Annotated in this window: 22 protein-coding genes and 1 pseudogene; 13 read left to right on the forward strand and 10 right to left on the reverse strand. The window is 68.9% G+C overall.

The features are described from left to right. Positions 1 to 13: 13 nt before the first annotated feature. The 4 genes from OG729_RS27740 to OG729_RS27755 form a co-directional block, all read right to left on the reverse strand. The gene (locus tag OG729_RS27740) at positions 14 to 826 is read right to left on the reverse strand and encodes a hypothetical protein (RefSeq protein WP_405808550.1); all 813 of its coding nucleotides are present in this window, start codon (positions 824 to 826) and stop codon (positions 14 to 16) included. A 148-nt stretch (positions 827 to 974) separates the two neighbouring features. After that, on the reverse strand, positions 975 to 1,955 hold the full coding sequence (locus OG729_RS27745) for an N-acetylmuramoyl-L-alanine amidase (protein WP_405808552.1): 981 nt from the start codon (positions 1,953 to 1,955) through the stop codon (positions 975 to 977). Between the two features lie 216 nt (positions 1,956 to 2,171). Beyond that, entirely contained in the window at positions 2,172 to 2,822 is a 651-nt protein-coding gene (locus tag OG729_RS27750; protein WP_360874774.1) for a class I SAM-dependent methyltransferase, read from the reverse strand. A 42-nt stretch (positions 2,823 to 2,864) separates the two neighbouring features. Continuing rightward, a complete protein-coding gene (locus OG729_RS27755; RefSeq protein WP_360874777.1) occupies positions 2,865 to 3,284 on the reverse strand; it encodes an ATP-binding protein in 420 nt (139 codons plus the stop codon). 84 nt (positions 3,285 to 3,368) lie between these two features. Between OG729_RS27755 and OG729_RS27760 the strand changes: the two genes are divergently transcribed. Both OG729_RS27760 and OG729_RS27765 read left to right on the forward strand, forming a co-directional pair. Next, the gene (locus tag OG729_RS27760; RefSeq protein WP_360874780.1) at positions 3,369 to 4,217 is read left to right on the forward strand and encodes a helix-turn-helix transcriptional regulator; all 849 of its coding nucleotides are present in this window, start codon (positions 3,369 to 3,371) and stop codon (positions 4,215 to 4,217) included. Further along, on the forward strand, positions 4,177 to 4,464 hold the full coding sequence (locus OG729_RS27765; protein WP_405808555.1) for a DUF397 domain-containing protein: 288 nt from the start codon (positions 4,177 to 4,179) through the stop codon (positions 4,462 to 4,464). The genes OG729_RS27760 and OG729_RS27765 overlap by 41 nt, the downstream gene beginning before the upstream one ends. A gap of 103 nt (positions 4,465 to 4,567) precedes the next feature. Here OG729_RS27765 and OG729_RS27770 read toward each other — a convergent pair whose 3' ends face one another. The 4 genes from OG729_RS27770 to OG729_RS27785 all read right to left on the reverse strand — a co-directional run bounded on the left by OG729_RS27770 (position 4,568) and on the right by OG729_RS27785 (position 8,472). Then, positions 4,568 to 4,936, reverse strand: coding sequence for a hypothetical protein (locus tag OG729_RS27770; RefSeq protein WP_405808556.1), 369 nt, complete (start codon positions 4,934 to 4,936; stop codon positions 4,568 to 4,570). Between the two features lie 8 nt (positions 4,937 to 4,944). After that, positions 4,945 to 5,577: a hypothetical protein gene (locus OG729_RS27775; protein WP_405808557.1), complete on the reverse strand. Its 633-nt coding sequence runs from the start codon at positions 5,575 to 5,577 to the stop codon at positions 4,945 to 4,947. A 171-nt stretch (positions 5,578 to 5,748) separates the two neighbouring features. Then, the gene (locus OG729_RS27780) at positions 5,749 to 7,782 is read right to left on the reverse strand and encodes an APC family permease (protein ID WP_405808558.1); all 2,034 of its coding nucleotides are present in this window, start codon (positions 7,780 to 7,782) and stop codon (positions 5,749 to 5,751) included. 132 nt (positions 7,783 to 7,914) lie between these two features. Then, positions 7,915 to 8,472 carry a hypothetical protein gene (locus OG729_RS27785; protein ID WP_405808559.1) on the reverse strand — a complete coding sequence of 186 codons (558 nt, stop codon included), beginning with the start codon at positions 8,470 to 8,472 and terminating at the stop codon, positions 7,915 to 7,917. Positions 8,473 to 8,681: 209 nt separating this feature from the next. Here OG729_RS27785 and OG729_RS27790 point away from each other — a divergent pair, with 209 nt between their 5' ends. Further along, positions 8,682 to 10,523, forward strand: a complete 1,842-nt coding sequence (locus tag OG729_RS27790; RefSeq protein ID WP_405808560.1) for an APC family permease — start codon at positions 8,682 to 8,684, stop codon at positions 10,521 to 10,523. Positions 10,524 to 10,683: 160 nt separating this feature from the next. On the opposite strand, the pseudogene OG729_RS27795 reads toward OG729_RS27790, so the two are convergent. Together OG729_RS27795 and kdpB (OG729_RS27800) are read right to left on the reverse strand one after the other, a co-directional pair. Next, a pseudogene (locus OG729_RS27795) lies at positions 10,684 to 11,109 on the reverse strand (short-chain dehydrogenase); the annotation flags it as partial. A gap of 287 nt (positions 11,110 to 11,396) precedes the next feature. After that, positions 11,397 to 13,550, reverse strand: coding sequence for a potassium-transporting ATPase subunit KdpB (gene kdpB / locus OG729_RS27800; protein ID WP_405808561.1), 2,154 nt, complete (start codon positions 13,548 to 13,550; stop codon positions 11,397 to 11,399). A gap of 393 nt (positions 13,551 to 13,943) precedes the next feature. Here kdpB (OG729_RS27800) and OG729_RS27805 point away from each other — a divergent pair, with 393 nt between their 5' ends. The 10 genes from OG729_RS27805 to OG729_RS27850 all read left to right on the forward strand — a co-directional run bounded on the left by OG729_RS27805 (position 13,944) and on the right by OG729_RS27850 (position 25,518). Continuing rightward, a complete protein-coding gene (locus tag OG729_RS27805) occupies positions 13,944 to 15,500 on the forward strand; it encodes a hypothetical protein (RefSeq protein ID WP_405808562.1) in 1,557 nt (518 codons plus the stop codon). Between the two features lie 91 nt (positions 15,501 to 15,591). Continuing rightward, positions 15,592 to 15,681, forward strand: coding sequence for a K(+)-transporting ATPase subunit F (gene kdpF, locus OG729_RS27810; protein ID WP_404727569.1), 90 nt, complete (start codon positions 15,592 to 15,594; stop codon positions 15,679 to 15,681). 23 nt (positions 15,682 to 15,704) lie between these two features. After that, positions 15,705 to 16,451 carry a DUF4118 domain-containing protein gene (locus OG729_RS27815; RefSeq protein ID WP_405808563.1) on the forward strand — a complete coding sequence of 249 codons (747 nt, stop codon included), beginning with the start codon at positions 15,705 to 15,707 and terminating at the stop codon, positions 16,449 to 16,451. Between the two features lie 326 nt (positions 16,452 to 16,777). Continuing rightward, positions 16,778 to 16,867, forward strand: coding sequence for a K(+)-transporting ATPase subunit F (kdpF, locus tag OG729_RS27820; protein ID WP_063801986.1), 90 nt, complete (start codon positions 16,778 to 16,780; stop codon positions 16,865 to 16,867). Between the two features lie 8 nt (positions 16,868 to 16,875). Next, positions 16,876 to 18,540, forward strand: coding sequence for a potassium-transporting ATPase subunit KdpA (gene kdpA / locus OG729_RS27825; RefSeq protein WP_405808564.1), 1,665 nt, complete (start codon positions 16,876 to 16,878; stop codon positions 18,538 to 18,540). Further along, entirely contained in the window at positions 18,537 to 20,687 is a 2,151-nt protein-coding gene (kdpB, locus tag OG729_RS27830) for a potassium-transporting ATPase subunit KdpB (protein ID WP_405808565.1), read from the forward strand. The genes kdpA and kdpB (OG729_RS27830) overlap by 4 nt, the downstream gene beginning before the upstream one ends. Positions 20,688 to 20,691: 4 nt before the next feature. Then, a complete protein-coding gene (locus OG729_RS27835; protein ID WP_405808566.1) occupies positions 20,692 to 21,414 on the forward strand; it encodes a potassium-transporting ATPase subunit C in 723 nt (240 codons plus the stop codon). Positions 21,415 to 21,526: 112 nt separating this feature from the next. Next, a complete protein-coding gene (locus OG729_RS27840; protein WP_405808567.1) occupies positions 21,527 to 22,210 on the forward strand; it encodes a response regulator in 684 nt (227 codons plus the stop codon). Positions 22,211 to 22,240: 30 nt separating this feature from the next. Then, positions 22,241 to 24,784, forward strand: coding sequence for an ATP-binding protein (locus OG729_RS27845; RefSeq protein ID WP_405808568.1), 2,544 nt, complete (start codon positions 22,241 to 22,243; stop codon positions 24,782 to 24,784). 47 nt (positions 24,785 to 24,831) lie between these two features. After that, positions 24,832 to 25,518, forward strand: coding sequence for a response regulator (locus tag OG729_RS27850; RefSeq protein ID WP_405808569.1), 687 nt, complete (start codon positions 24,832 to 24,834; stop codon positions 25,516 to 25,518). The last annotated feature ends 60 nt before the right edge of the window (positions 25,519 to 25,578 follow it).

The raw sequence follows: 25,578 nt of genomic DNA on the forward strand, positions 1-25,578 counted from the left end.
GGCGCTGTGCGTATCAGCCGCGCTGGATACCGCTGGTGTCCTGCAGCACGCCGCGGCGGCCGTCCTGCGTCTGGGCCACCAGGCCGGGGCCGCGCTGCTCGACCGCCAGGTACCAGGTGCCGGGCGCGAGTTCGGCGATCGGGGTCGGCGAACCGTCCTCGCCGTACAGCGGACGGGCCACCGGCACCGCGAACCAGAACGGCGTGAAGTCGGCCGGGGCACCGGCCTGCTGCGGCGCGACCGGAGCCGACTGCTGCTGGCCGGGCTGCGGCTGGGCGCCGTACGGCTGGGGCTGACCCGGCTGCGGCTGAGCCGGCTGCGCGCCGTAGGGCTGCTGCTGGGCGCCCGGGTAGCCGTAGCCGCCGGGGGCGCCGGGCTGCGCGCCGTACGGGTTGGCGGCCGGCCTCGGGGCGCCGACGAGGGCGACCTTGAGGGCAGGGACAAGCGGAGTGGCTACCGCGGCGCCGACCAGCACCAGGCTCGCGATCAGGCCCAGGATGAGCGCACCGCCCGCGTTGTCCGCCTCGAACATCCACATGAGGATGACCCAGGCGGAAGCTGCGGTCAGGGCGACACCGAGTTGTCCCAGGTCCAGGCCCGCGATCTTGCGCGGTTGGGGCAGCGCGCGGTTGATCACGACCAGAGCAGCGCCAACCACGCCGGGGAAGTAGCTGCCCCAACCCATCGGCGAGAATTCCCAAGTGTTCGGGACATGGTCGCAGAGGGAGCCGGAGCAGTCGCTCGTGTTGAGGAACGAGGCGATGAACAGCAACACCGCTGCTCCGATCACCACGCCATCGCCTCGGGTCAGAGAGCGGATGTTCACGTGAAAAGTCCTTCGTCGGTCGTCTCATCGGGGCGGTCGTCGCTGCCGCCGTTGCGGCGGTGAGCACGGCGCGGAGCTCGGGGGTGACTCCCCATCGTAGAGGTGAATCTATCGTCTGCCCGATCCGGCCGTCTGCCGGGTATCGCAGTTAGCCCTTGAGGTAACCGGCGATGCCTTCCGCCATTCCGAGCGCAGCTTGCTGGCGCCAGGCCGAACTCTTCAGCAGGGCCGCATCCTTCGGGTCACGCATATTGCCGCATTCGATGAACACCTTGGGCACGGTGGACAGATTCAGGCCGCCCAGATCCTTGCGTACGTCCAACCCGGTGCCGTCGCCCACATAGTTGGAAGGGGCGCTGCCGGTGGCACGTACGAACCTGCCGGCGATGCGCTCGCCGAGTTCGCGCGAGGGGCCGACGATCTTTGCGGTGTCCGCGGCACCCGCCTTGACCAGGGCCGGGAGGATGACATGGAAGCCGCGGTCGCCGACGCCGGCTCCGTCGGCGTGGATGGAGATGACCGCGTCGGCCTTGGCCTTGTTGCCGATCCTGGCCCGTTCGTCGACGCAGGGACCGAACGGGCGGTCGTTGTCATGAGTGAATTTCACCGTTGCGCCCTGCTTTTCGAGCAGGGTGCGAAGACGTTGTGAAACATCGCGGGTGAATTCGGCTTCGGTGTAATCGTCGTTGGTGGACGTGCCCGTGGTGTCGCATTCCTTGCGGTTCGTGCCGATGTCAACGAGTTTATTGATTTCAGCGGTATGGCGGAAATTGCCGGGGTTGTGCCCGGGGTCGACGACCACGACCTTGCCCGCGAGCGGACCCGACGCGCCGCCCTTCCCGCCCGGTTCCTGCGACCCCTTCGATGCCGAGGGCGAGGCCGAGGGTGAGGCCGAGGGTGAGGCCGAGTCGGTGTGCGAGGAGGACCCCGGGCCCGGCTTGCCCGCGGTGGTCTGTCCGCTCGGCAGGGGCAGCACCTTCGGCGGCTCGTTCTCCTCGGAGCCGTTCATCGCCTGCCAGACCAGCCAGCCCGCCAGGGCGGTCGGCACCAGCGCGGCGACCGCGATGGTGAGATTGCCGCGTCCTGGGCGGCGCGGTGGGGCGGGGGGCTGGTTCTCGTCGTACGACACGCTCGCGATGCTAAGCGGTCCCGAGGAAGTTCGGGCGGCGTCGCGCGCCGATGGCTGTCGCCTGGCTGCGTTGTCGTCAGTCGCCTACGCTCCGCGTGGGCTCCTTCCTCCGCCTTGCCAGACTCGGCCCTCGACCCTCCCCCGTAGCCCTTCGGGCACGGGAGGTGCCCCCACCTTCTCCCACCCGAACTTCCCCGGCACCGCTAGCCCGGCGGCTCAGATCCCCGGCCCGGTACGGCGCAGGACGCGCAGGGAGTCGGTCACTGAGACCTCGGTGAACGCGCCGGACGCGAGTGCCCGGAGGTAGACGCGGTACGGGGCCTGGCCGGTCCACTCGTCGACCGGGTCGGGGAAGACGTCGTGGATGACGAGGAAACCGCCGTCGGCGACATGCGGCGCCCAGCCCTCGTAGTCCCCGCCCGCGTGCTCGTCGGTGTGCCCGCCGTCTATGAAGACCAGGCCGAGCGGTGCGCCCCAGACCCGCGCCACCTGCGGGGAGCGGCCGACGACCGCGATGACGTGCTCCTCCAGGCCGGCCCTGTGCAGGGTGCGGCGGAAGGTGGGCAGCGTGTCCATGCGGCCGATCTCGGGGTCCACGGTCTCCGGGTCGTGGTACTCCCAGCCCGGCTGCTGCTCCTCGCTGCCCCGGTGGTGGTCGACCGTGACGGCCGTCGTGCCCGCCTCACGGGCGGCGTCGGCGAGCAGGATCGTCGAGCGCCCGCAGTACGTACCCACCTCCAGCAGGGGCAGGCCGAGCGCGCCCGCCTCGGCCGCTGCGGCGTACAGGGCAAGGCCCTCCCGTACGGGCATGAAGCCCTTCGCGGCCTCGAAGGCGGCGAGGGTCTCCGGCTTGGGGGCGGCGGCCATGGTTCCTCCTGGTCGTACGGGGTGTCCGGCCGCCATCGTGCCTCACACGTCGCACTCGAACCACATCGTCTTGCCTCCGGGGAGCGGCACCGTGCCCCAGCGGTCGGTCACGGTCTCGACGAGGAACAGCCCTCGCCCGCCCTCGTCGAGCTCGTCGCCTCTGCACTCGGGGCGCACCGGGCGGGGGCAGTGCGGGTGCTCGTCCGCGACCTCGACCCGCAGTCCGTCCGGCCGTCGCAGGATCAGCAGTGTGCAGCGCCTGCCCGGCACATGCTGTACGACGTTGGCGATCAGCTCGGTCAGGGCCAGCTCGGCGGCGTCGGTGAGCGCGGCCATCTCCCAGCGGGTCAGGAACGTCCGCAGGATGCGCCGCAGATGCCGCGCCGAGTGCTCACCGAGGGTGAAGCCCGTGCGATAGCTGTCGCTAATTGCCGCTGGTGGGCAGTCAGTTGTGTGATTCACGTCACCAGCATGCGGTGGTGTGGTTACGCTCGGCTACGAACGGAAACGAACGCCGCGAGGCGTGAGCTTGGGGGTGACCGCCGCGTGGTCAATATCCGCGACCTCGATCCCAGCGCATCGCCGCTGGACTACTACGGCTCCGAATTGCGCCGCCTGAGAGAGGACGCCGGGCTGAAGCAGGGCGAGCTCGGTTGCTGTGTCTTCTGTACGGCGTCGCTGATCGGCCAGATCGAGACGGCGAGGAAGGTGCCGACGAGGGACTTCTCGGAACGGGTGGACGCGGCGCTGGGGACGGGCGGGGTGTTCTCGCGGCTGGTGGGGCTGGTGCTGCGGAGTCAGTTGCCGAGCTGGTTCCAGGCGTATGCGGAGATGGAGGCGAAGGCGGCGTACATCTCCACGTACCAGGCGCAGTTGGTGTACGGCCTGCTCCAGACCGAGGCGTATGCGCGGGCGCTGCTGACAGTCGACCACCCGGACAGAGTCGACGAGATGGTGGCGGCGCGCATGGAGCGGCAGCGCATCCTGGCTCGCGAGAATCCGCCGGTGCTGTGGGTGGTGCTGGACGAGGCGCTACTGCACCGGGAGGTCGGCAGCCGCGAGGTTATGCGGAGCCAACTTGCCCACTTGTTGAGTTTCGGCGATCGGCAATGGGTCCAGATTCAGGTGCTGCCCTTCTCGGCCGGTGAACACACGGGGATGATGGGCTCGTTCACCCTTCTGCGCTTCGAGGATGACCCGGATTTCTTCTATGCGGAGAGCTATGACTCGGGCCAGATGACGGCCAACCCGCAAGTGATCAGGGAGCGTTCCGTCGGTTACGCTCGCTTGCAGGCCACGGCCCTGTCCCCCGAGGACTCGGCGGCGCTGATCGCTCGCGTAATGGAGGAACGTTATGGGGACCAGCCTGGACCTGACGGGCGTGCAGTGGCGTAAGTCGTCGTACAGCGGCACCAGTGGCGGCGAGTGCATCGAGTGCGCCCCGCTCGGTGCCGCCGCCTGGCGCAAGTCGTCGTACAGCTCCGACACCGGCGGCGACTGCATCGAGGTCGCCGCCCACCCCAGCCGTATCGCCGTCCGCGACTCCAAGAACCCCGACGGCCCCGCCTTCGCCGTCACCCCAGCCGCCTTCACGGCCTTCGCCGACGCCGCAGGGCGCGGGAGCTTCACTCGTCAGGCGTGAAGCGGTAGCCGATGCCCGGCTCGGCGATGAGGTAGCGGGGGCGGTGTCGGCGGCGGTGTCGGTGGCTGGGGCCCAGACCGGCCGGTCTGGGCCCCGGGCATGGTCAGCCGGTCCGCGGGATGGGCAAGGAGAGGTCGTACGACGTCTCGTTGCCGCCCTGGAGATACGTCAACCGTACAAAGAGTGTGCGGGCGGAGGCAGGAAGCGCAGGCTGCCCCGAGATCGTCCCTTCGGTGCGCGCGCCGTCGGGGTGGAGGCCGAACGCGCCTCCCCAGTCGCTGTATTCGTTGCCGAGATCGTCCTTGGCCTCCATGACCAGAAGGACCGGGCTCTCGCCCTCGGGTCCCTCCGGCAGTGGCGGGGCGACGGAGTACTCGACGCTGAAGGAATCCTCGTGCGCGGTCAGGCCGTGAAGCGTGAGCTCATGGCGACCGCCGAGGATCGGGACAGTGGGACGAGGGCTGCTGTTCATCGAGCTGTTCACGCGCTTCCGGGCTTGGGGACCTGGCAGGTGATGTAGCGGTCCGCCGCGCTGTTCGGCTTGGAGCCCTTGAGGAACCAGTAGAACGTCACCTTGTTCCCTGTTGCGATGGAACCGGACCCGCCGCCCACGTACTGGTACTTCTTCATGCTGCCGTGGAAGTTGTACGTGCTGATGGCGGTGTGGGGGCCGTACGGCGGGTTGATGGCCTTGCCGTTGACGTACGAGTAGGTCATGGTCACCGTCACTGTGGGGCCGAGGTTGGCGCGGGCAGTGTTGGACAGTTTGAAGCCCAAGGCCAGCGTGCCGCCCGCGGCACGCTGGAAGGTGACGGTGGACACCGCGTGCGTCCATGTCCCGGTGCACAGCTTGTTCGCGGGTGTACGGGCGTGGACTTCCTCGGCGCGCTGCTGCGCGAGCTCGGCCACAGCAGCGGCGTCCTTGGGCTGTGCCTCGGTGAGGAATCCGCCGCCATTGTCCGTCGGCGAATTCTCGGCAGCGGAGGCCGTCGCGGTTCCGCCGGTGGTGAGCAGAATCCCGCATGCCGCGGCTGCTGCCAGCGTGGTCAGACGGCGGGCGCGGGACAGTTTCGACTTCGACATGTAGTTCCCCCACATAGGTCGCGTGGTCACGGGGTGCGGGTGGTCGAACCGCACCTTGAGTGACGCTTGTGCGAGCAGTCTTGCCCGACATGATCGGCTGTCACAACGACCGTCGCGTATGTATGCCGTCAAGATGAGGTGGGCTCTCGGCCTTCCCAAGTACCTTCTTGTGAGCGGATGTTGGTTGAGCATGGGTCCCGGCTAGACGCCCGTGCTGATGTCGTCGCTCTTGGGCGCCGTGGTGGGTTCTCCGCGGCGGACCGAGCCGGGTGCGCGGGCCGCGGGGTGGTCGGCGGCGGCCGAGGAGGTCAGCTGCCAGGGGACGCTGATGACCATGACGCCCGGGGTGAAGAGCAGGCGGCTCTTGAGCCACAGGGCGGACTGGTTGTGCAACAGGTTCTCCCACCAGTGGCCGACGACGTACTCGGGGATGAAGACCGCGACCACGTCCCTCGGGCTGTCGCGCCTGATGGAGCGCACGTACTCCACGACGGAGCGGGTGATCTCGCGGTAGGGGGAGTCGAGGACCTTGAGCGGCACGGGGATCTCGTAGTCCTCCCACTGCCGTTGGAGAGCGGTGGAGGCGTCGCGGTCCACCGCCACGGTGAGTGCCTCCAGGTGGTCCGGTCGGAAGGCGCGGGCGTAGGCCAGGGCGCGCAGGGTCGGTTTGTGGATGGTGGACACGAGCACGATGGCCAGCACCCGGGAGGGCCGGACCATTTCGCTGCGTGGGTCGGTGACCGCGAGTTCGGCCGCGGTGGCGTCGTAGTGGCGGCGGATGCCGCGCATCATCACGAACAGCACGATCGCGGCGAGTACGGCCAGCCAGGCGCCCTGGGTGAATTTGGTGGCCAGCACGATGATCAGGACCAGGCAGGTGATGACCGCGCCGGTGGCGTTGATGACCCTGGCGATCTGGTGGCGGCGGCGCAGCGCCGGGTTGGTCTCGGTGCGCAGTTCGCGGTTCCAGTGCCGGACCATGCCGGTCTGGGAGAGGGTGAAGGAGGTGAACACGCCCAGGATGTAGAGGTGGATGAGGCTGGTGACGTTGGCTTTGTACGCCCAGAGCAGCAGGCCGGCCACGATGGCGAGGGCGAGGATGCCGTTGGAGAAGGCGAGCCGGTCGCCGCGGTTGTGGAGCTGGCGTGGCAGGTAGCGGTGCTGGGCGAGGATCGAGGCGAGCAGCGGGAAGCCGTTGAAGGCGGTGTTCGCGGCCAGGATGAGCACCAGGGCGGTGGCGGCCTGGATGAAGTAGAAGCCGACGCTGTTCTCGCCGCCGAAGACGGAGGCGGCGAGCTGGGCGATGACGGTGCGCTGCGTGTAGTTGGCGCAGTCGGTCAGGCCGGTCAGTCTGCAGGCGTCGTCGGTGATGTGCACCTTGGCGATGATTGCGAGTGTGGTGACGCCGACGAACATGGTGATGGCGGTGATGCCCATTGCGGCCATGGTGGTGGCGGCGTTCTGGGACTTGGGCTTGCGGAAGGCGGGCACGCCGTTGGAGATCGCCTCCACACCGGTCAGGGCGGTACAGCCGCTGGAGAACGCGCGCAGGACCAGCATCACCAGGGCGAGACCCGCCAGGTTCGCGTCCCCGGGCTGCGGCGTGATCCCGTACGCGGCGGACTCGGCCACCGGCGCGTCCCCCATCAGATAGCGGAACAGGCCGGTGCCGATCATGATCAGCACGCCGCCGATGAACAGATAGGTGGGGGCGGCGAACGCCTGGCCGGACTCACGTACCCCGCGCAGGTTCATCGCGGTCAGGACGGCGACGAAGATGAGCGCCATCAGCACGCGGTAGTCGACCAGGGCGGGCACCGCCGAGATGATGTTGTCCACGCCGGAGGCGACCGAGACGGCCACGGTCATCACGTAGTCCACGAGCAGCGAGGCGGCGACGACCAGACCGGCCGAGGGGCCCAGGTTGGTCGAGGCGACCTCGTACGAGCCGCCGCCGCTCGGATAGGCGTGCACCACCTGGCGGTAGGACAGCACCACCACGGTCATCAGGGTGACGACCGCGCCCGCGATATACGGCGTGAAGTGCAGATAGGCCAGGCCGCCCAACGTGAGCACCAGCAGGATCTCCTGGGTGGCATAAGCCACCGAGGACAGCGGGTCGGAAGCGAAGATCGGCAGGGCGAGCCGCTTGGGCAGCAGCGTCGCGCCCAGCTCCTCGCTACGCTTGGCACGGCCGATAACCAGCCGCTTGAGTATCCCGGTCACATTGAGCACGGCGCGAGCGTAAGCCGCCCCACCAGCCCAAAAGCACCCTCACTGGGGCCGGAGGGGCATCAAGAACTCGTTAGGATTCCGCGAGGGTTCGTACATATGGCGCAATTACGCCCACAGCGGGGGCGGTCGTCGCTACTCCAGTCCGGAGACCTTGAAGACCAAACGGGCGCTCTCGCCGTCGATCCGCTGCGACAGCTGCTTCAGGGCGGTCGCACCGGACAGCAGCGTCCCTCGGCCCAGGGAGATACGGGCGCCGGCGTCCAGCAGATGCCACAGCTCAGGATTGGCGGTGAACACGCGCGGGTCGACCTCGACCCGTCCGCCGTCCAGATCGCGCAGCACCAGCCGTTGTGCGACGCCGTCGGACCAGCGCACCGCCATCAGCCGGTCGGTGCGCACGCGTCGTTCGCGCAGTAGCCCGCGCGAAGCCAGCCAGCCCTCGCCGGCGGTCACCCGCGGCGGCAGCAACACCACAAGAAGGAGGATCGCGAGCCCCGTCCACAGGGCGGCACGGAGCACAGTCAGGCCTCCGGTGCCCCAGTCGATCAGCAGGAGCAGCGCCAGCAGCGCGGCGGCATAGCGCAGCGCTGCTCGTCGTTCACCGGTCCAGCCGGTATCGGCAGCGTGCTTTCCGGCGGGCTCCACACGATCGGCATCGTGGCCCGGAGCAGATCCTGTGCGCCGTTCCATGCAACCGACGCTAGAGGTGCCGAGGGCCCGCGCCGAGTTCATTGACGCACCGCTGACGCGATGTCGGTCAGTCTTGACGCCCCCCTGACGGCCGTCGTCAAGAACGCGTGAAGACACCGCCGCAATGCGCCAAGAATGCGCCAGCGACGGCCGTGGCCGGTCGGATCGGGGCGCACCCTGAGCGGACGTGAACGAAGGAGCCCGACTGCATGTCCGCCATGACCACATCGACCGGTGTCGCGCCCAGCGCAGAAGAGCCTCCGGATACGGGTGCTCGTCACAGGCTCACCGCCCTGACCGGCCTGGCCGCCCTGTCGCTCGATGCGATGGCTTCAGTCGCGTACGGGCCCGAGGCGATCGTCCTGGTCCTGGCCGCAGCCGGTGGATACGGGCTCGGCTTCACGCTCCCCGTCACCCTGGCGATCGCCGCGCTGCTGGCGGTGCTGGTCGCCTCGTACCGGCAGGTGATCGCCGCCTTTCCGGACGGCGGCGGCAGTTACGCGGTCGCCAAGGCGCATCTGGGCGCCCGTACGAGCCTGGTCGCGGCCGCATCGCTCGTCCTGGACTACGTCCTCAACGTCGCCGTCGCAGTCACCGCCGGCGTTGCCGCGCTCACGTCCGCCTTCCCCGAGCTGTACGGCGACCGGATGTGGCTGTGCCTCGCGGTCCTCGTCCTGATCACAGCGGTGAATCTGCGCGGCATCGTCGAGTCGGCGCGCGCCTTCATCGTGCCGACTGTCGTGTTCATCGGTTCGATCCTGGTGCTGATCGCCATCGGGCTGTTCCGCGACGCCCCGGTCTCGACCGAGGCGGCCGCCGGTCACGCCTCCGTACTCGCCGACAACGCCACCACCGTTGGCGCGCTGCTCCTGCTGAAGGCCTTCGCCTCCGGCTGCTCGGCGCTGACCGGCGTCGAAGCCATCGCCAACGCCGTCCCGTCCTTCCGCGCTCCGGCCGGCCGCCGCGCCCAGCGGGCCGAGGTCGCCCTCGGCGCGCTGCTCGGAGTGATGCTGATCGGCCTGTCCGTACTGATCTCCCGTTTCGGGCTGCAGCCGGTCGAGGGCGTCACCGTCCTCGCACAGCTCGCCGATGCGTCCCTCGGCCACAACTGGGATTTCTACGTCATCCAGTTCGCGACCATGACGCTGCTGGCGCTCTCCGCCAACACCTCCTTCGGCGGGCTTCCGGTGCTTCTCAAGCTCCTGGCCCGCGACAACTACCTGCCCCACGTCTTCGGGCTGAAGGCGGACCGTCAGGTCCACCGGCACGGTGTGCTGACCCTCGCCGGTGTCTCCGCCGCGCTGCTGGTCTTCTCCGGCGGCGACACCAACACCCTGGTGCCGCTCTTCGCGATCGGCGTCTTCGTCGGCTTCACCATCGCGCAGACCGGCATGGTCCTGCACTGGCGGCAGCTGCGCGGGCCACGCTGGGCGGGCAAGGCGCTCCTCAACGGCATCGGTGCCCTCCTCACCGGCATCTCCGCCGTCGTCGTCACCGCGACCAAGTTCCACGACGGCGCCTGGCTGATCGTCGTCGCGCTGCCGCTGCTGGTCGTCACGTTCGAGCTGGTGCACCGTGCGTACGAGAAGATCGGCGGGCGCCTCGGGGTGGGCCGTATCCCGGAACCTCCGCACCGCGACCGCTCGTTGGTCATCGTCCCGGTCTCCTCCCTGACCCGCCTCACCAGCGAGGCCATGACAGCGGCTGTGTCGCTGGGCGACGAGGTCCGGGCGGTCACGGTCTGTCACCCCGACGCGGAGGACCGCGCCCAGACCGAGGCACTGGAGCGCGACTGGGCGCTGTGGAACCCGGGTGTGGAGTTGGTGAGGGTGTCGTCGGACCGCCGCACTCTGGGCCGCCCGGTCGCCGCGTACGTACGGGAGCTGGCGGCGTGCGCGCCCGGGGCCCGGATCACCGTGCTGATCCCCGAGGTCGAGCCCGCCCACCTGTGGCAGCGGGTCCTGCAGAACCAGCGCGGTGCGGTCGTCGCACATGCGGTGCGCAGGGATACGGACGCGGTGATCTGCCGGCTCCGGTTCCGGCTGGACTGAGGCTCCGGCCTGAGATGCCGAGCAGGCGGCCACCGGCATCGGGCGCGGCGGGCCGCCCACCGGGGTTAGCGCTGGCCGGCCTTGCGGCCGTGGTTCGCCTTCTTCCTGCGGCGGGCCTTCTTCTTGCGGGAGCGCTTCGACATCTGGTTCCGGGGTCCCTTCAGGCGCTGTGGCCGACGAGGACGTCGGCGAGCTTGGTGAGGCGCTTGATCGCGCGCTCCTCGGTGGCGGCGGGAGCGGGCTGGACCCGCTCGTCGCCTTCGTAGTACGCGCCGTTGACGATCTCCACCGCCGGGTCGCAGAGCCGTACGACATGGCAGGCGCCGTCGGCGGCGATGGCCCCGTTTTGGCCGTACAGCGGCAGCAGCGCGGTCTCGCAGATGCCGGGGTGGACGGAGACGGCCGTCACGCGCGGGTCTGCGGCGAAGACGGTGAGCGCCAGCTGCGACTGGGCGTAGGCGGCGAGCCGCGAGTAGCGGCGTGCGCGACTGAGGTCGCTCCACTGGATGGAGCCGGTGCGGTGCAGCGAGGAGGAGACGTTGACGACTCTGCCGACGCGGCCGCCCGGCACCCTGTCCAGTGCAGGAGGAAAGGGTTGAGCCGGGCATGATCCATCCAAGAAGGCTGGGCGTGGGGATACGAAGAAGGGGCGCCGGACAAGGTCACGGCGCCCCGGGGGCTACGGACTACGCGTCAGCCGACGGCTGTCAGCCGAAGGCGAGCGTGTCCGGGCAGCGGGGCACACGACGGGGCGACGCCTGATGAGGCGGCCGGTCGAGAAGGAGCCACTCGCTGTTCACGCTGTTCATACAACTGGCTTGCCGGCGGCGGCTCAAGGACCTGGCGCCGTCCTTGACATCCCTCTGACGAACTTCAGCCCAATCCGGGCACGTTCGAGATCAGCAGGTCGATGAGCTTGATCCCGACGAAGGGCAGTACGAGTCCGCCGAGCCCGTAGACCGCGAGGTTGCGGCGCAGCAGGTCGTGCGCGGAGGCCGGGGTGTAGCGCACGCCGCGCAGGGCGAGCGGGATCAGCGCGACGATGATCAGGGCGTTGAAGATGATCGCCGAGGTGATCGCGGACGTCGGGCTGTGCAGGCCCATGAGATTGAGCGCCTCGAGCCCGGGATAGGCACCCGCGAACATCGCCGGGATGATCGCGAAGTACTTCGCGACATCATTCGTGATCGAGAAGGTCGTCAACGCACCGCGGGTGATGAGGAGTTGCTTGCCGATCTCGACGATGTCGATCAGCTTGGTCGGGTTGGAGTCGAGGTCGACCATGTTCCCGGCCTCCTTGGCGGCCGAGGTGCCGGTGTTCATGGCTACTCCGACGTCCGCCTGGGCGAGCGCGGGGGCGTCGTTCGTACCGTCGCCCGTCATGGCGACGAGCTTGCCGCCCTCCTGCTCCTCCCGGATCAGGGCCAGTTTGTCCTCGGGGGTGGCCTCGGCGAGGTAGTCGTCCACGCCCGCCTCCTCCGCGATCGCCTTCGCGGTCAGCGGATTGTCTCCGGTGACCATCACTGTACGGATGCCCATCCTCCGCAGTTCCGCGAACCGTTCGCGGATGCCGTCCTTGACGACGTCCTTGAGATGGATGATGCCGAGCATCCGCGGTCCGTCCCAGTCGTGGACGGCGACCAGCAGCGGCGTACCACCGCTCGCGGCGATCGAGTCGGCCCAGATGGCCGCCTGGGACGGGACGAGACCGCCGCGCATCTCCACCCAGTTGATCACCTGGGCGGCTGCGCCTTTGCGGATGAAGCAGGCCGCCCCGTTGTCCCACCGCAGATCGACGCCGCTCATCCGGGTCTGGGCGCTGAATTCCACGAACTGTGCGTTGCTCAACTCGCCCTGGGCCGGGGCCCGCAGTCCGTACTTCTCCTTCGCCAGTACGACGACGGAGCGCCCCTCCGGAGTCCCGTCGGCGAGCGAGGAGAGCTGAGCTGCGTCGGCGAGGATCAGCTCGTCGACGCCGGGCAGCGGTACGAAGCCGGCGGCCTCGCGATTGCCGAGGGTGATGGTGCCGGTCTTGTCGAGGAGGAGGGTGTTGACGTCGCCCGCGGCTTCGACCGCCCGGCCGGACATGGCCAGGACATTGCGCTGCACCAGGCGGTCCATGCCCGCGATGCCGATGGCGGAGAGCAGCGCGCCGATCGTGGTGGGGATCAAAGTGACCAGGAGGGCGACGAGAACGGTGGTCGACTGGGCGGCATTGGCGTACGCGGCCATCGGCTGCAGGGTGACCACGACCAGGACGAAGACGATGGTCAGCGCGGCCAGCAGGATGTTGAGCGCGATCTCGTTGGGTGTCTTCTGCCGTCGCGCGCCTTCGACCAGGGCGATCATCCGGTCCAGGAAGGAGTGCCCGGGGCGTGAGGTGACGCGTACGACGACCCGGTCGGACAGCACCGTGGTGCCGCCCGTGACGCCGCTGCGGTCGCCGCCCGACTCCCGGATGACGGGGGCCGATTCACCGGTGATGGCGGACTCGTCGACCGCCGCGATGCCGTCGACGACATCGCCGTCCGCTGGGATCAGCTCGCCCGCCTCGACGAGGACGAAGTCGAACAATTGAAGGTCGGTTGCTGCGACAGCCTCGGTCTCGGCGCTGTTCAGGTTGGTGCCGTAGCGCCAGTGCCGCAGCCGCAGCGCGACCGTGTCCGTACGCGCGCGGCGCAGTGACTCGGCCTGCGCCTTGCCGCGGCCCTCGGCCACCGCCTCGGCGAGGTTGGCGAAGATCACCGTCAGCCACAGCCAGATGCTGATCACCCAGGTGAAGACGGACGGATGGAAGAGCGCGGAGAGCGTGGTGAGCACCGATCCGGCGGCGACGACGAACAGCACGGGGTTCTTGACCAGGGCGCGCGGGTGCAGCTTGTGCAGTGCCTCCGGGAAGGACTTCAACAACTGCACAGGATCGAAGAACCCGCCCTGCCCGGAGCGCTTCCGGTGCGGGTGGGCGTGTGGCGGACTTCCATCCGGTGCCTGTGCTGTCGGAGCCTGCTGAGGAGCGGCGGGGAGCATCGCGAACACCTTCTGATGGGGGCGTGCAGGGGAGAAGCGTCAGGCGCTGAGGCCTGGTCGACGCCGGGGCGCCCCGGCGTCGACCAGGCTGACTGCGGCCGCGACGCGGGGAGCCGCCGCGTACCCGCCGCCGAACACGCGTCATTCCACTGACGTCCGCGGTTCCAGCGGCCGAAAGGCAATCTAGCCGCCGCAAAACCCTCATCTCGCCTTTGCCCAGGGGTATTTACGGCCCTCTGACAGGCGCGGGCGGTGGGGCATCAAGCCCGCATCAAGAAGCACTGACATAGCGTCAGGGCGGCATCAAGGGAGGCCGATTCGTGTTGGAGCGTGGCTGAGACTCATCGCACGGGGGAACGGACGACCGTCCGTGGTGTGAGCTTGGAGGGGCGTGTGACCATCACCGCCGGTACCGCGCAGAGTCCTGAGGCGGGATCCCGGACCGAAGCCGGAACACGCCACGCGACGGCCGTACGACCGGTCGGGCAACCCGGCCCGCGGCCACGAGGGAGGCAGCGGCCGGGCCGCCCGCGCCTGGACGCCCTGAAGCAGCGGCTGCGGCGTCGCTGGGCGACCCTGCCGGCCAGGCTGCGTCTGGCACGTACGGGGATTGTGCTGCTCACGGCCGCGCTCGGGCTGCTGCTGCTCCTGGCTGGGCTCGCTGTCTCCGCCACATGGCACACCGTTGCGGGACGCGACGCCCCGCGCACCACCAGCGCCGCCGGTCTCGGTCTCGCGCTCAACAACATGGACGCGCAGGCCGCCAACATCCTGCTGTCCAGCGGCGACGCGGGCGCGGGACGCATGGAGGTCCCGTACGACAAGGCCACCGGCTTCTACGACTCAGCTCGTCGCACGGTCAGCCGCGAACTGCGTACGCTCGCCGTCGCCGCCGAGGGCGACGCGCAGGCCGAGCGCACCGTCGAGGCGCTGACCGAGAACTTCGCCCGCTACCAGGAGCTGATCGGTCGCGCACTGGAGAACGACGGCCGCTCGGGCGGCAAGGCCGCGGCCCTGGACGACTACCAGTCGGCCACCCGCCTGCTCGGCAGCCACATCCGGCCCGAATCACAGGCGTTGATCGCCGCCAACAACGAGGCGTACGAAGCCGAGTACGACGACGCACGCTCCCGGCTCAACGCCGAACTGATCGCTGCGGTCGTGCTCGGCCTGCTGCTCCTCGCCGCTCTCGTCGTACTGCAGTGGTATCTCGCGAAGCAGTTCCACCGGATTCTCAACCCGGCACTCCTGGCCGGCACGCTCTGCGCCTTCCTCGCGTTCGCCCTGGGCGGCCAGGCACTTGCCGCCTCGTCCGATCATCTGCGTGGCGCCCGCCGTGACGCCTTCGACTCCGTCGTCGCGCTGTCCCGGGCACGCGCCATCGCCTACGACGGGAACGCCGACGAAAGCCGCTACCTCCTCTTCAGGCAGGAGCGGACCGCCTACGAGCAGTCCTTCCTCGACAAGTCACAGCAGCTGTACGACATCGAGGGGGCGACCCTCGCGACGTACGACACAGGCGTGGACGAGACTTGGGCCGCCTACCGCACCGACCATGCCGATCTGCGTTTCACCGGAGAGTTCCGGCGCGAGCTCGACAACATCACTTTCCCTGGCGAACGCACCGCCGCCGAGCGGACCGTCGAGGCGTACGCCGTCTACCAGCGCGACGACCGCACCATCCGCCGTCTGATCGCGGAGGGCAAGGAGAAGGAGGCCATCGCCTTCTGCATCAGCTGGGACCCGGGCAAGTCCAACGCCCACTTCGGCGCCTGGATGGCCGCACTCGACCAGGTCACCGCCATCAACCGGGCCCAATTCGCGGCATCGGTGCGCGAGGGCAGGGGCGCCGTCTCCGGCCTGCTGCCCGGGGCCGGCGGCGCTCTCGTGGCGGCCGCGGCGCTGACCGTACTCGGTCTGCGCCCGCGGCTGGCCGAGTTCCGTGCCTGAGCGGGCGGGGGTGATGTCCTCGTGTCAGGGAGTCGTCAAGGTCCGCGGGTCCGGCTTACCCGGACGGTGTTCCCGGGCGGACGCTGTCCTTGTGAGCGCTGAGAATGCAGTCGGTCTTGTCATCGCTGTCGGCCTCGTCGGGTACCTGGTGGCGGCGCTGATCTTCCCGGAGAAGTTCTGAAGCCCCAAGACGCGAGGTGGGCCATGAGAACTCCGCTTCGTGACACGGTCGCGCTGGGTGCCGCCCTGCTCGCCCCGCCCGCGGTGGCTGCTGTCCTGGTGCCTTTCCGTGATGACGCGACGAACGCGACCCTGGCACTGATCCTTGTCGTGGTCGTGGTGGCGGTCGCCGCGATCGGCAACCGCACGGCGGGAGCCCTCGCGGCGCTGTCGGCGGCCGCCTGGTTCGACTTCTTCCTCACCCGGCCGTACCAGCAGTTCACCATCAACGATGCCGACGACATCGAGACGGCCGTCCTGCTGCTGGTCGTGGGCATCGTGGTGTCGCAGCTCGCCGCACGCGCCCGGAAGCTCCAGGTGATCGCGGTGACCGATGCCGGTCAGCTGGCCCGTCTCCATGAGACCGCCCAGCTCGTGCAGGCCTCCGGTTCTCCCGACAAGGTCGTCGATCATGTGCGGCGGCAGCTCGTCGACGTGCTGGAGCTGCGGGGCTGCCGCTTCGAGTACGACAGTCTGCTCGGGCAGCCGCCGCGGCTGGAGCAGGACGGCGGCATGGTCGTGGCGCGCAAGCACTGGGACGTCGAGCGGCGCGGCTGGCCGGAAGGTGAGATCGAGCTCCGCGTCTTCGGCAACGGCCACTACCGCGGCCGGTTCATGCTGCGGCCCGGCCCCGGGGCCGTCCCCTCCCTCCAGGCGCGGCTGGTCGCTGTGACCCTGGCTGATCAGACCGGCGCGGCCCTGGACACGGCAGGCCCTGTGCTGGAGCACTGACCTCCTGGGTCTTCCGGCCTCCTGCCCTGTGTCGGATGACCGGAAAAGGATGTCGTCGGCGGGCCGCGGGGCCCATTCCGGGGTGTGACGGGCCTGTATTTCCAGTGGTCGGGGCCCGAGCGCGTAAGAGCTCCGTCAAGAGCGCGCCAATGGCCGTAAGAGGCCCGTCAACGGACCGCATATGCGCTCGGCGGGGCGCTTTCCTGGTCAGGTCCGTTCAATCCGAATCTCTTCCAGGAGCTCACGATGGCCGACGTGGCCTTCGTCGTCACCGCGATCGCGGTATTCGCGCTGGTGGCCTTCATCGCCAAGGGGGTGGCAAAGCTGTGACTGCCGAGAACATCGTCGGCCTGATCGTGGCCGTCGCCCTGCTGGGCTACCTCGTCCTCGCCCTTGTGTACCCGGAGAGGTTCTGAGCACAGATATGAGCCCCTTCCTCGCCGGTATGCTCCAGCTGCTCGCGCTCATCGCGGCGCTGGCGCTGGCATACCGTCCGCTCGGCGACTACATGGCCCGCGTCTACTCCTCCACGAAGCATCTGCGGGTGGAGAAGTGGATCTACAAGGCCATCGGCGCCAACCCCAATGCCGAGATGCGCTGGCCCGCCTATCTGCGCGGCGTCCTCGCCTTCTCCGCGGTCAGTGTCCTGTTCCTCTATCTGCTCCAGCGGGTGCAGGGCAGTCTGCCCGGCTCGCTCGGCTTCTCCTCCATCGACCCGGACCAGGCGTTCAACACCGCCGCGTCGTTCGTGTCGAACACCAACTGGCAGTCGTACTATGGCGAGCAGGCCATGGGCCACGTCGTGCAGACCGGCGGCCTGGCGGTGCAGAACTTCGTCTCCGCCGCGGTGGGTATCGCGGTGGCGGTGGCTCTGGTGCGGGGCTTCGCCCGCTCGCGGACCGGTGAGCTGGGCAACTTCTGGGCGGACCTGGTGCGCGGCACGGTCCGCATCCTGATCCCGCTCTCGGTGATCGGCGCGATCGTACTTGTCGCCTGTGGCGCGATCCAGAACTTCGCCGGGATCCACGAGGTCGGCCAGTTCATGGGCGGCTCGCAGCAGTGGAACGGTGGCGCGGTCGCCTCGCAGGAGGCGATCAAGGAGATCGGCACCAACGGTGGCGGTTACTTCAACGCCAACTCGGCGCACCCCTTCGAGAACCCCAACGCTTTCTCGAACCTGTTCGAGATCTTCCTCATCCTGCTCATCCCGTTCGCGCTGACCCGCACGTTCGGCAGGATGGTCGGCTCGATCAAGCAGGGTTACGCGATCCTCGCCACGATGGTCACCATCTGGTTCGGCTTCGTGCTGCTCATGATGTGGACGGAGTTCGCACACCACGGTCCGGCATTCGAGGCCGCGGGCGGGGCGATGGAGGGCAAGGAGACCCGCTTCGGCATCAGCACCTCGGCGATCTTCTCGATTTCCACGACGCTCACCTCGACGGGTGCGGTCAACTCCTTCCACTCGTCGAACACCGGTCTGGGCGGCGGCCTCAACCTGCTGGGCATGCAGCTGGGTGAGATCGCGCCCGGTGGGGTGGGTTCCGGTCTCTACGGCATGCTGATCATGGCGATCATCGCGGTGTTCATCGCGGGCCTGATGGTGGGGCGTACGCCCGAGTACCTCGGCAAGAAGATCGGCACCCGCGAGATCAAGCTGGCGGCCTGCTACATCCTCATCACCCCGGCGCTGGTGCTCTGCTTCACCGCCGCGGCGATGGCGCTGCCGACCCCGGTGGACTCGATGACCAACAGCGGTGCGCACGGCTTCTCCGAGATCCTCTACGCCTACACCTCGGCCGGCAACAACAACGGCTCGGGCTTCGCCGGTCTGAACGCGGACACGCAGTGGTTCAACACCACCCTCGGTCTGGCGATGCTGCTCGGCCGGTTCCTGCCGATGGTGTTCGTGCTGGCGCTGGCGGGCTCGCTCGCCGAGCAGAAGCCGGTCCCGGAGACCGCCGGCACCCTGCGGGCCAACAAGCCGCTCTTCACCGGGCTGCTGGTCGGCACGATCCTGATCATCACCGGTCTGACCTACTTCCCGGCCCTGGCGCTGGGTCCGCTCGCCGAAGGGCTGGCGTCATGACCACCAACGTAAAGAAGCAAGAGGAGCCCGGCTCCATGTCCACTGTCACTCCGACCCGGGCGCCGCACTCCGATGTACCGACCGGTCACAAGACCGAGCCCGGCCGCGTCGGCGGGGGTCTCTTCGACCCCAAGCAGCTGCTCAAGTCCTTCCCGGACGCCGTCCGCAAGCTCGACCCGCGCGTCATGATCAAGTCCCCGGTCATGTTCGTGGTCCTGGTCGGCTCCGTACTGACCACCATCTTCGCGTGTCTGGACCCGACCGACTGGTTCGGCTGGGCCATCGCCGCCTGGCTCTGGCTGACCACGATCTTCGCCAATCTGGCGGAGGCGGTGGCCGAAGGCCGCGGCAAGGCGCAGGCGGACACCCTGCGCAAGGCCAAGACGGACACGGTCGCCCGGCGCCTGACCGGCACGACCGAGGAGCGGGTGCCCGGCACCGACCTGCGCATCGGGGACCTGGTGGTCTGCGAGGCGGGTGACATCATTCCCGGCGACGGTGACGTCGTCGAGGGTGTCGCCTCCGTCGACGAGTCGGCCATCACCGGTGAGTCCGCTCCGGTCATCCGGGAGTCGGGCGGCGACCGGTCCGCGGTCACGGGCGGTACGAAGGTGCTGTCGGACCGGATCGTCATCAAGATCACGACGAAGCCGGGCGAGACCTTCATCGACCGCATGATCAACCTGGTCGAGGGCGCCGCCCGGCAGAAGACGCCCAACGAGATCGCGCTCAACATCCTGCTCGCGTCCCTCACCATCGTCTTCCTGCTCGCAGTCGTCACCCTGCAGCCGTTCGCGAAGTACGCGCACGCCGAACAGACCATGATCGTGCTGGTCGCGCTGCTGGTCTGCCTGATCCCGACGACCATCGGCGCGCTGCTCTCGGCGATCGGCATCGCGGGCATGGACCGGCTCGTGCAGCGCAATGTGCTCGCGATGTCCGGCCGGGCGGTCGAGGCAGCCGGTGACGTCTCCACGCTGCTGCTCGACAAGACGGGCACCATCACGCTCGGTAATCGCCAGGCCGCCGAGTTCGTACCGGTGCAGGGTGTCACCGAGGCCGAGCTGGCGGATGCCGCCCAGCTGTCCTCGCTCGCCGACGAGACGCCCGAGGGCCGTTCCATCGTGGTCCTGGCGAAGGAGAAGTACGGCCTGCGGGAGCGTCACCAGGGCGAGCTGGAGCATGCGGAGTGGGTGCCCTTCACTGCCCAGACCCGCATGAGCGGGGTGGACCTCTCCGAGAACGGTGAGGCCCGCAAGGTCCGCAAGGGCGCGACCGGTTCGGTGCTCACGTGGGTCAGGGAGCACGGCGGCCAGGTGGCCGACGACGCCGACCGGGCCGCCAACACGATCTCTCAGGCCGGCGGCACTCCGCTGCTGGTCGCGGTCGAGGACGATAAGGGCGCCCGTGTGCTGGGTGTCATCCACCTCAAGGACGTCGTCAAGGACGGCATGCGCGAGCGGTTCGACGAGCTGCGCCGCATGGGCATCAAGACCGTCATGATCACGGGCGACAACCCGCTGACCGCCAAGGCGATCGCGGAGGAGGCGGGCGTGGACGACTTCCTCGCCGAGGCCACCCCCGAGGACAAGATGGCGCTCATCAAGCGCGAGCAGGCCGGCGGCAAGCTCGTCGCGATGACCGGTGACGGTACGAACGACGCGCCCGCGCTCGCTCAGGCGGACGTCGGTGTGGCGATGAACACCGGTACCTCGGCCGCCAAGGAGGCCGGGAACATGGTGGACCTCGACTCCAACCCGACGAAGCTGATCGAGATCGTCGAGATCGGCAAGCAACTCCTCATCACCCGGGGCGCGTTGACGACCTTCTCGATCGCCAACGACGTCGCGAAGTACTTCGCGATCATCCCTGCGATGTTCGCGGTGGTCTACCCGGGCCTGGACAAGCTCAACATCATGAACCTGTCCTCGCCGGAGTCGGCGATCCTGTCCGCCGTGATCTTCAATGCGCTGATCATCATCGCGCTGGTGCCGCTCGCCCTGAAGGGTGTGCAGTACCGGCCGACCAGCGCGGACAAGATGCTCCGCCGCAACATCGGGATCTACGGCCTGGGCGGCCTGATCGCCCCGTTCATCGGCATCAAGCTCATCGACCTGCTCATCTCCCTCATCCCTGGCATCGGGTGACGTCATGAACAACTCTGTCAGCAGCACGGCACGGCTGGTCGGGGCGGCGCTCCGTGCCCTCCTCGTCCTGACCGTGGTGACGGGCATCCTCTATCCCCTCGCCGTCACCGGTGTCGCGCAGGCCCTGTTCAACGACAAGGCCAACGGCTCCGAGATCAAGTCGAACGGCAAGGTCGTCGGCTCCTCACTAATCGGGCAGCGGTACGACCTGCCGAAGAAGGACCCGAACGACGCGGAGGAGGCGGCGGTCCCGGACCTGAAGTGGTTCCAGCCGCGCCCGTCCAACGGCCTCGGCACCAACAGCGTCAACACGCAGTACTCGCTGATCCTGTCCGGCGCGACCAACCGGTCCGGCGACAACGGGGCGAAGGACGGCCGCTGCCCGACGGATCCGAAGAAGATGGAGGAAGGCAGTCTCTGCGCCCAGGTCGTCACCGCCCAGGACGCCGTGATCGCGGACAACTCCACCGCCACCTACGAGGTCAAGCCCTCGGACGTGCCGGCCGACGCCGTCACCTCCTCCGGCTCCGGCCTGGACCCCGGCATCTCCCCGGCGTACGCAAAGCTCCAGGTACACCGGGTCGCGGAGAAGAACCATCTCTCCGTCGCCCAGGTCGACAAGCTCGTCGCGGACAACACCGACGGCCGGATCCTCGGTTTCATGGGTGAGCCGACGGTGAACGTCCTTCAGCTCAACATCGCGCTCAAGGAACTCATCGAGAAGTGATCTTGTTATGGCAGCAGGCGGGAGTCCGAGGCCACCGGGTTCTCCTGGGGTCGTCGGCTCCCGCCTCGGTCCAGGACCGCACAACCCTCGCGCACAGAAAGGCGGCACACCGATGACCCGGGTGCTGGTGGTGGAGGACGAACCGCAGCTCGTACGGGCTCTCGAGATCAATCTGAGAGCACGCAAGTACGAGGTGGACTCCGCACCCGACGGGGAAACGGCCCTTCGGCTCGCCGCCGCGCGCCGCCCGGACGTCGTACTGCTGGACCTCGGGCTGCCCGACATGGACGGCACCGAGGTGATCAAGGGCCTTCGCGGCTGGACCCGGGTGCCGATCCTGGTGGTCTCCGCCCGCCGGACCTCCGACGAGAAGGTCGAAGCACTCGACGCGGGCGCCGACGACTACGTCACCAAGCCGTTCAGCATGGACGAGCTCCTGGCCCGGCTGCGGGCCGCATCCCGCCGAACGGCCACTGCGACGCCCACCGACGAGTCGGTGATCGTCACGACCGAGGACTTCACCGTCGATCTCCTGGCGAAGAAGGTCAAGCGTGACGGGCGCGACGTCCGCCTCACCCCGACCGAATGGCACCTGCTGGAAATCCTCATCCAAAATCGCGGGAGACTTGTCACCCAGAAGCACCTCCTGCAGGAGGTGTGGGGCCCGACCTACGGCACGCAGGCCAACTACCTCCGCGTCTACATGGCCCAGCTGAGGCGCAAACTCGAAGCAGACCCTTCACATCCCAGGTATCTCATCACCGCTCCGGGCATGGGCTACCGCTTCGAGATGTGAAGTGTCCGCACAACCACGAAGATCGGAACAATGGCACGCGGCAAGCTTCGGATCTACCTCGGTGCGGCACCGGGCGTCGGCAAGACGTACGCGATGCTCTCCGAGGCACACCGACGTATCGAGCGCGGCACCGACTGTGTGGTCGCCTTCGTGGAGCACCACGACCGGCCGCGCACCGAGGTGATGCTGCACGGCCTGGAACAGATCGAGCGGCGTGAGATCCAGTACCGGGACACAGCCTTCACCGAGATGGACGTGGACGCGGTCCTGGAACGCCACCCGGCCGTCGCCCTCGTCGACGAACTCGCGCACACCAACGTCCCCGGCTCGCGCAACGCCAAGCGCTGGCAGGATGTCAAGGAGCTCCTGGACGCGGGTATCGACGTCGTCTCCACGGTGAACATCCAGCACCTGGAGTCGCTCGGTGACGTGGTCGAGTCCATAACCGGCGTACGGCAGCGGGAGACCCTACCCGACGAGGTGGTCCGCCGGGCCGACCAGATCGAGCTGGTCGACATGTCCCCCCAGGCGCTGCGCCGCCGGATGGCTCACGGCAACATCTACAAGCCGGACAAGCTCGATGCGGCCCTCTCCAACTACTTCCGCCCGGGAAATCTCACCGCCCTGCGCGAGCTGGCCCTGCTCTGGGTCGCCGACCGGGTCGACGAGTATCTCCGCGAGTACCGCGGCGAGCACAACATCCGTACGACCTGGCAGGCCCGCGAGCGCATCGTCGTCGGACTCACCGGCGGCCCCGAGGGCCGCACGCTCATCCGGCGCGCTGCCCGCCTCGCCGAGAAGGGCGCCGGCGGCGAGGTTCTGGCGGTCTACATCGCCCGCAGCGACGGGCTGACCGCCGCGTCGCCCAAGGAGCTGGCGGTCCAGCGGACCCTCGTCGAGGACCTCGGCGGCACCTTCCACCACGTCATAGGGGAGGATGTCCCGTCCGCCCTGCTGGAGTTCGCGCGCGGGGTGAACGCCACCCAGATCGTGCTCGGCGTCAGCCGCCGCAGGACGTGGCAGTACATCCTCGGCCCCGGCGTCAGCGCCACCGTCGCCCGAGACTCGGGACCCGATCTCGACGTCCACATCGTCACCCACGAAGAGGCAGCCAAGGGGCGCGGCCTGCCGGTCGCACGCGGGGCGCGGCTCGGCCGCTCGAGGATCATCTGGGGCTGGCTGGTGGGCGTGGCCGGCCCCGCCCTGCTGACGGTGCTGCTGACCAATATGGTTGCGGACCTCGGCTTCGCCAACGACATGCTGCTCTTCCTGGCGCTGACCGTGGCCGCGGCCATGGTTGGCGGGCTGCTGCCGGCGCTGGCCTCCGCGGCCTTCGGCTCGCTGCTGCTGAACTACTACTTCTCCCCGCCGCTGCACAGGTTGACCATCGCCGACCCCAAGAACATCGTCGCCATCGTGATCTTCGTGGCGGTGGCGATCTCGGTGGCCTCCGTTGTCGACCTGGCCGCACGCCGCACCCACCAGGCCGCGCGGCTGCGTGCCGAGTCCGAGATCCTCTCCTTCCTGGCCGGCAGTGTGCTGCGCGGCGACACAAGCCTGGAGGCACTGCTGGAGCGGGTACGGGAGACCTTCGGCATGGAGTCGGTGGCGCTGCTGGAGCGGGAGAGCGACGTCTCGCCATGGACCTGCACCGGGAGCGTCGGCCCCCGCGCGGTCGTACGGCCGGAGGACGCGGACGTCGACATGCCCGTCGGCGACCACCTGGCGCTGGCGCTCTCGGGTCGGGTCCTGCCCGCCGAGGACCGCCGCGTGCTCTCCGCCTTCGCCGCCCAGGCCGCCGTCGTACTGGACCGCCAGCGTCTGGTCGGCGAGGCGGCGCAGGCCCGCGAGCTGGCCGAGGGCAACCGCATCCGCACCGCCCTGCTGGCCGCCGTCAGCCACGACCTGCGCACCCCGCTCGCCTCGATCAAGGCCTCGGTCACCTCCCTGCGCTCGGACGACGTCGAGTGGTCCGAGGAGGACGAGGCGGAGCTCCTCGCAGCCATCGAGGACGGCGCCGACCGGCTCGACCATCTCGTCGGCAACCTCCTCGACATGTCCCGGCTGCAGACCGGCACGGTCGCCCCGCTGATCCGGGTGACCGACCTGGACGAGGTCGTCCCGATGGCGCTCGTCTCGGTGCCCGTTCAGAGCGTCGAACTGGACATCCCGGAGACGCTGCCGATGGTGGCCGTCGACCGGGGACTGCTGGAGCGGGCAGTCGCAAACCTCGTTGAGAACGCCGTCAAGTACAGCCCCGACGCCACACCCGTCGCCGTGTCCGCGAGCGCCCTGGGCGACCGGGTCGAACTGCGGGTCGCGGACCGCGGACCGGGCGTCCCCGATGACGCAAAGGAGCGGATTTTTGAGCCGTTCCAGCGCTACGGTGACGCTCCACGCGGTGCCGGAGTGGGCCTCGGCCTCGCAGTCGCGCGCGGCTTCGTCGAGGCCATGGGCGGCACCCTCACCGCCGAGGACACCCCCGGCGGCGGCATGACGATGGTCCTCACCCTCGGCGCGGCGCCCGGCCTCGCTCCGGTCAGCCCCGAACTTCCCGCCTGGGGCACCTCATGACCGGGCGGACCAGTGCAGAGACGACAGTGGAGAAAGGCGGGCCGGCAATGACCCGGGTGCTCGTGGTCGACGACGAGCCGCAGATCGTGCGGGCCCTTGTGATCAATCTGAAGGCGCGCAAATACGAGGTGGACGCGGCTCCCGACGGTGCGACCGCGCTCAAGCTGGCGGCGGCCCGCCACCCCGATGCCGTGGTGCTCGACCTCGGTCTGCCCGACATGGACGGCGTTGAGGTGATCAGGGGCCTGCGCGGCTGGACCCGGATCCCGATCCTGGTCCTGTCCGCCCGGCACACCTCAGACGAGAAGGTCGAGGCGCTGGACGCCGGCGCCGACGACTACGTCACCAAGCCCTTCGGCATGGACGAGCTGCTGGCCCGGCTGCGCGCCGCGGTCCGCAGGGCCGAACCGGTCGGCGGCGGGGACGACGATGTGGTGATCGTCGAGACGGATGGCTTCACCGTCGATCTCGCGGCGAAGAAGGTGCACCGCGACGGGCGCGACGTGCGGCTGACGCCGACCGAATGGCATCTGCTGGAGGTGCTCGTACGCAACGCCGGGCGGCTGGTGAGCCAGAAGCAGCTGCTCCAGGAGGTCTGGGGTCCGTCGTACGGCACCGAGACCAACTATCTGCGGGTCTACATGGCCCAGTTGCGGCGCAAGCTGGAGGCCGATCCCTCGCACCCGAAGCACTTTGTGACCGAGCCGGGCATGGGATACCGCTTCGAGCGCTGATGCCGGGCGCACGCTCCCGAACCCGGAAGCGTGCGCCCACGCTTGGTTGTCGTAGCGCCG

The sequence above is a fragment of the Streptomyces sp. NBC_00210 genome (genome assembly GCF_045160975.1).
Lineage (GTDB): Bacteria > Actinomycetota > Actinomycetes > Streptomycetales > Streptomycetaceae > Streptomyces.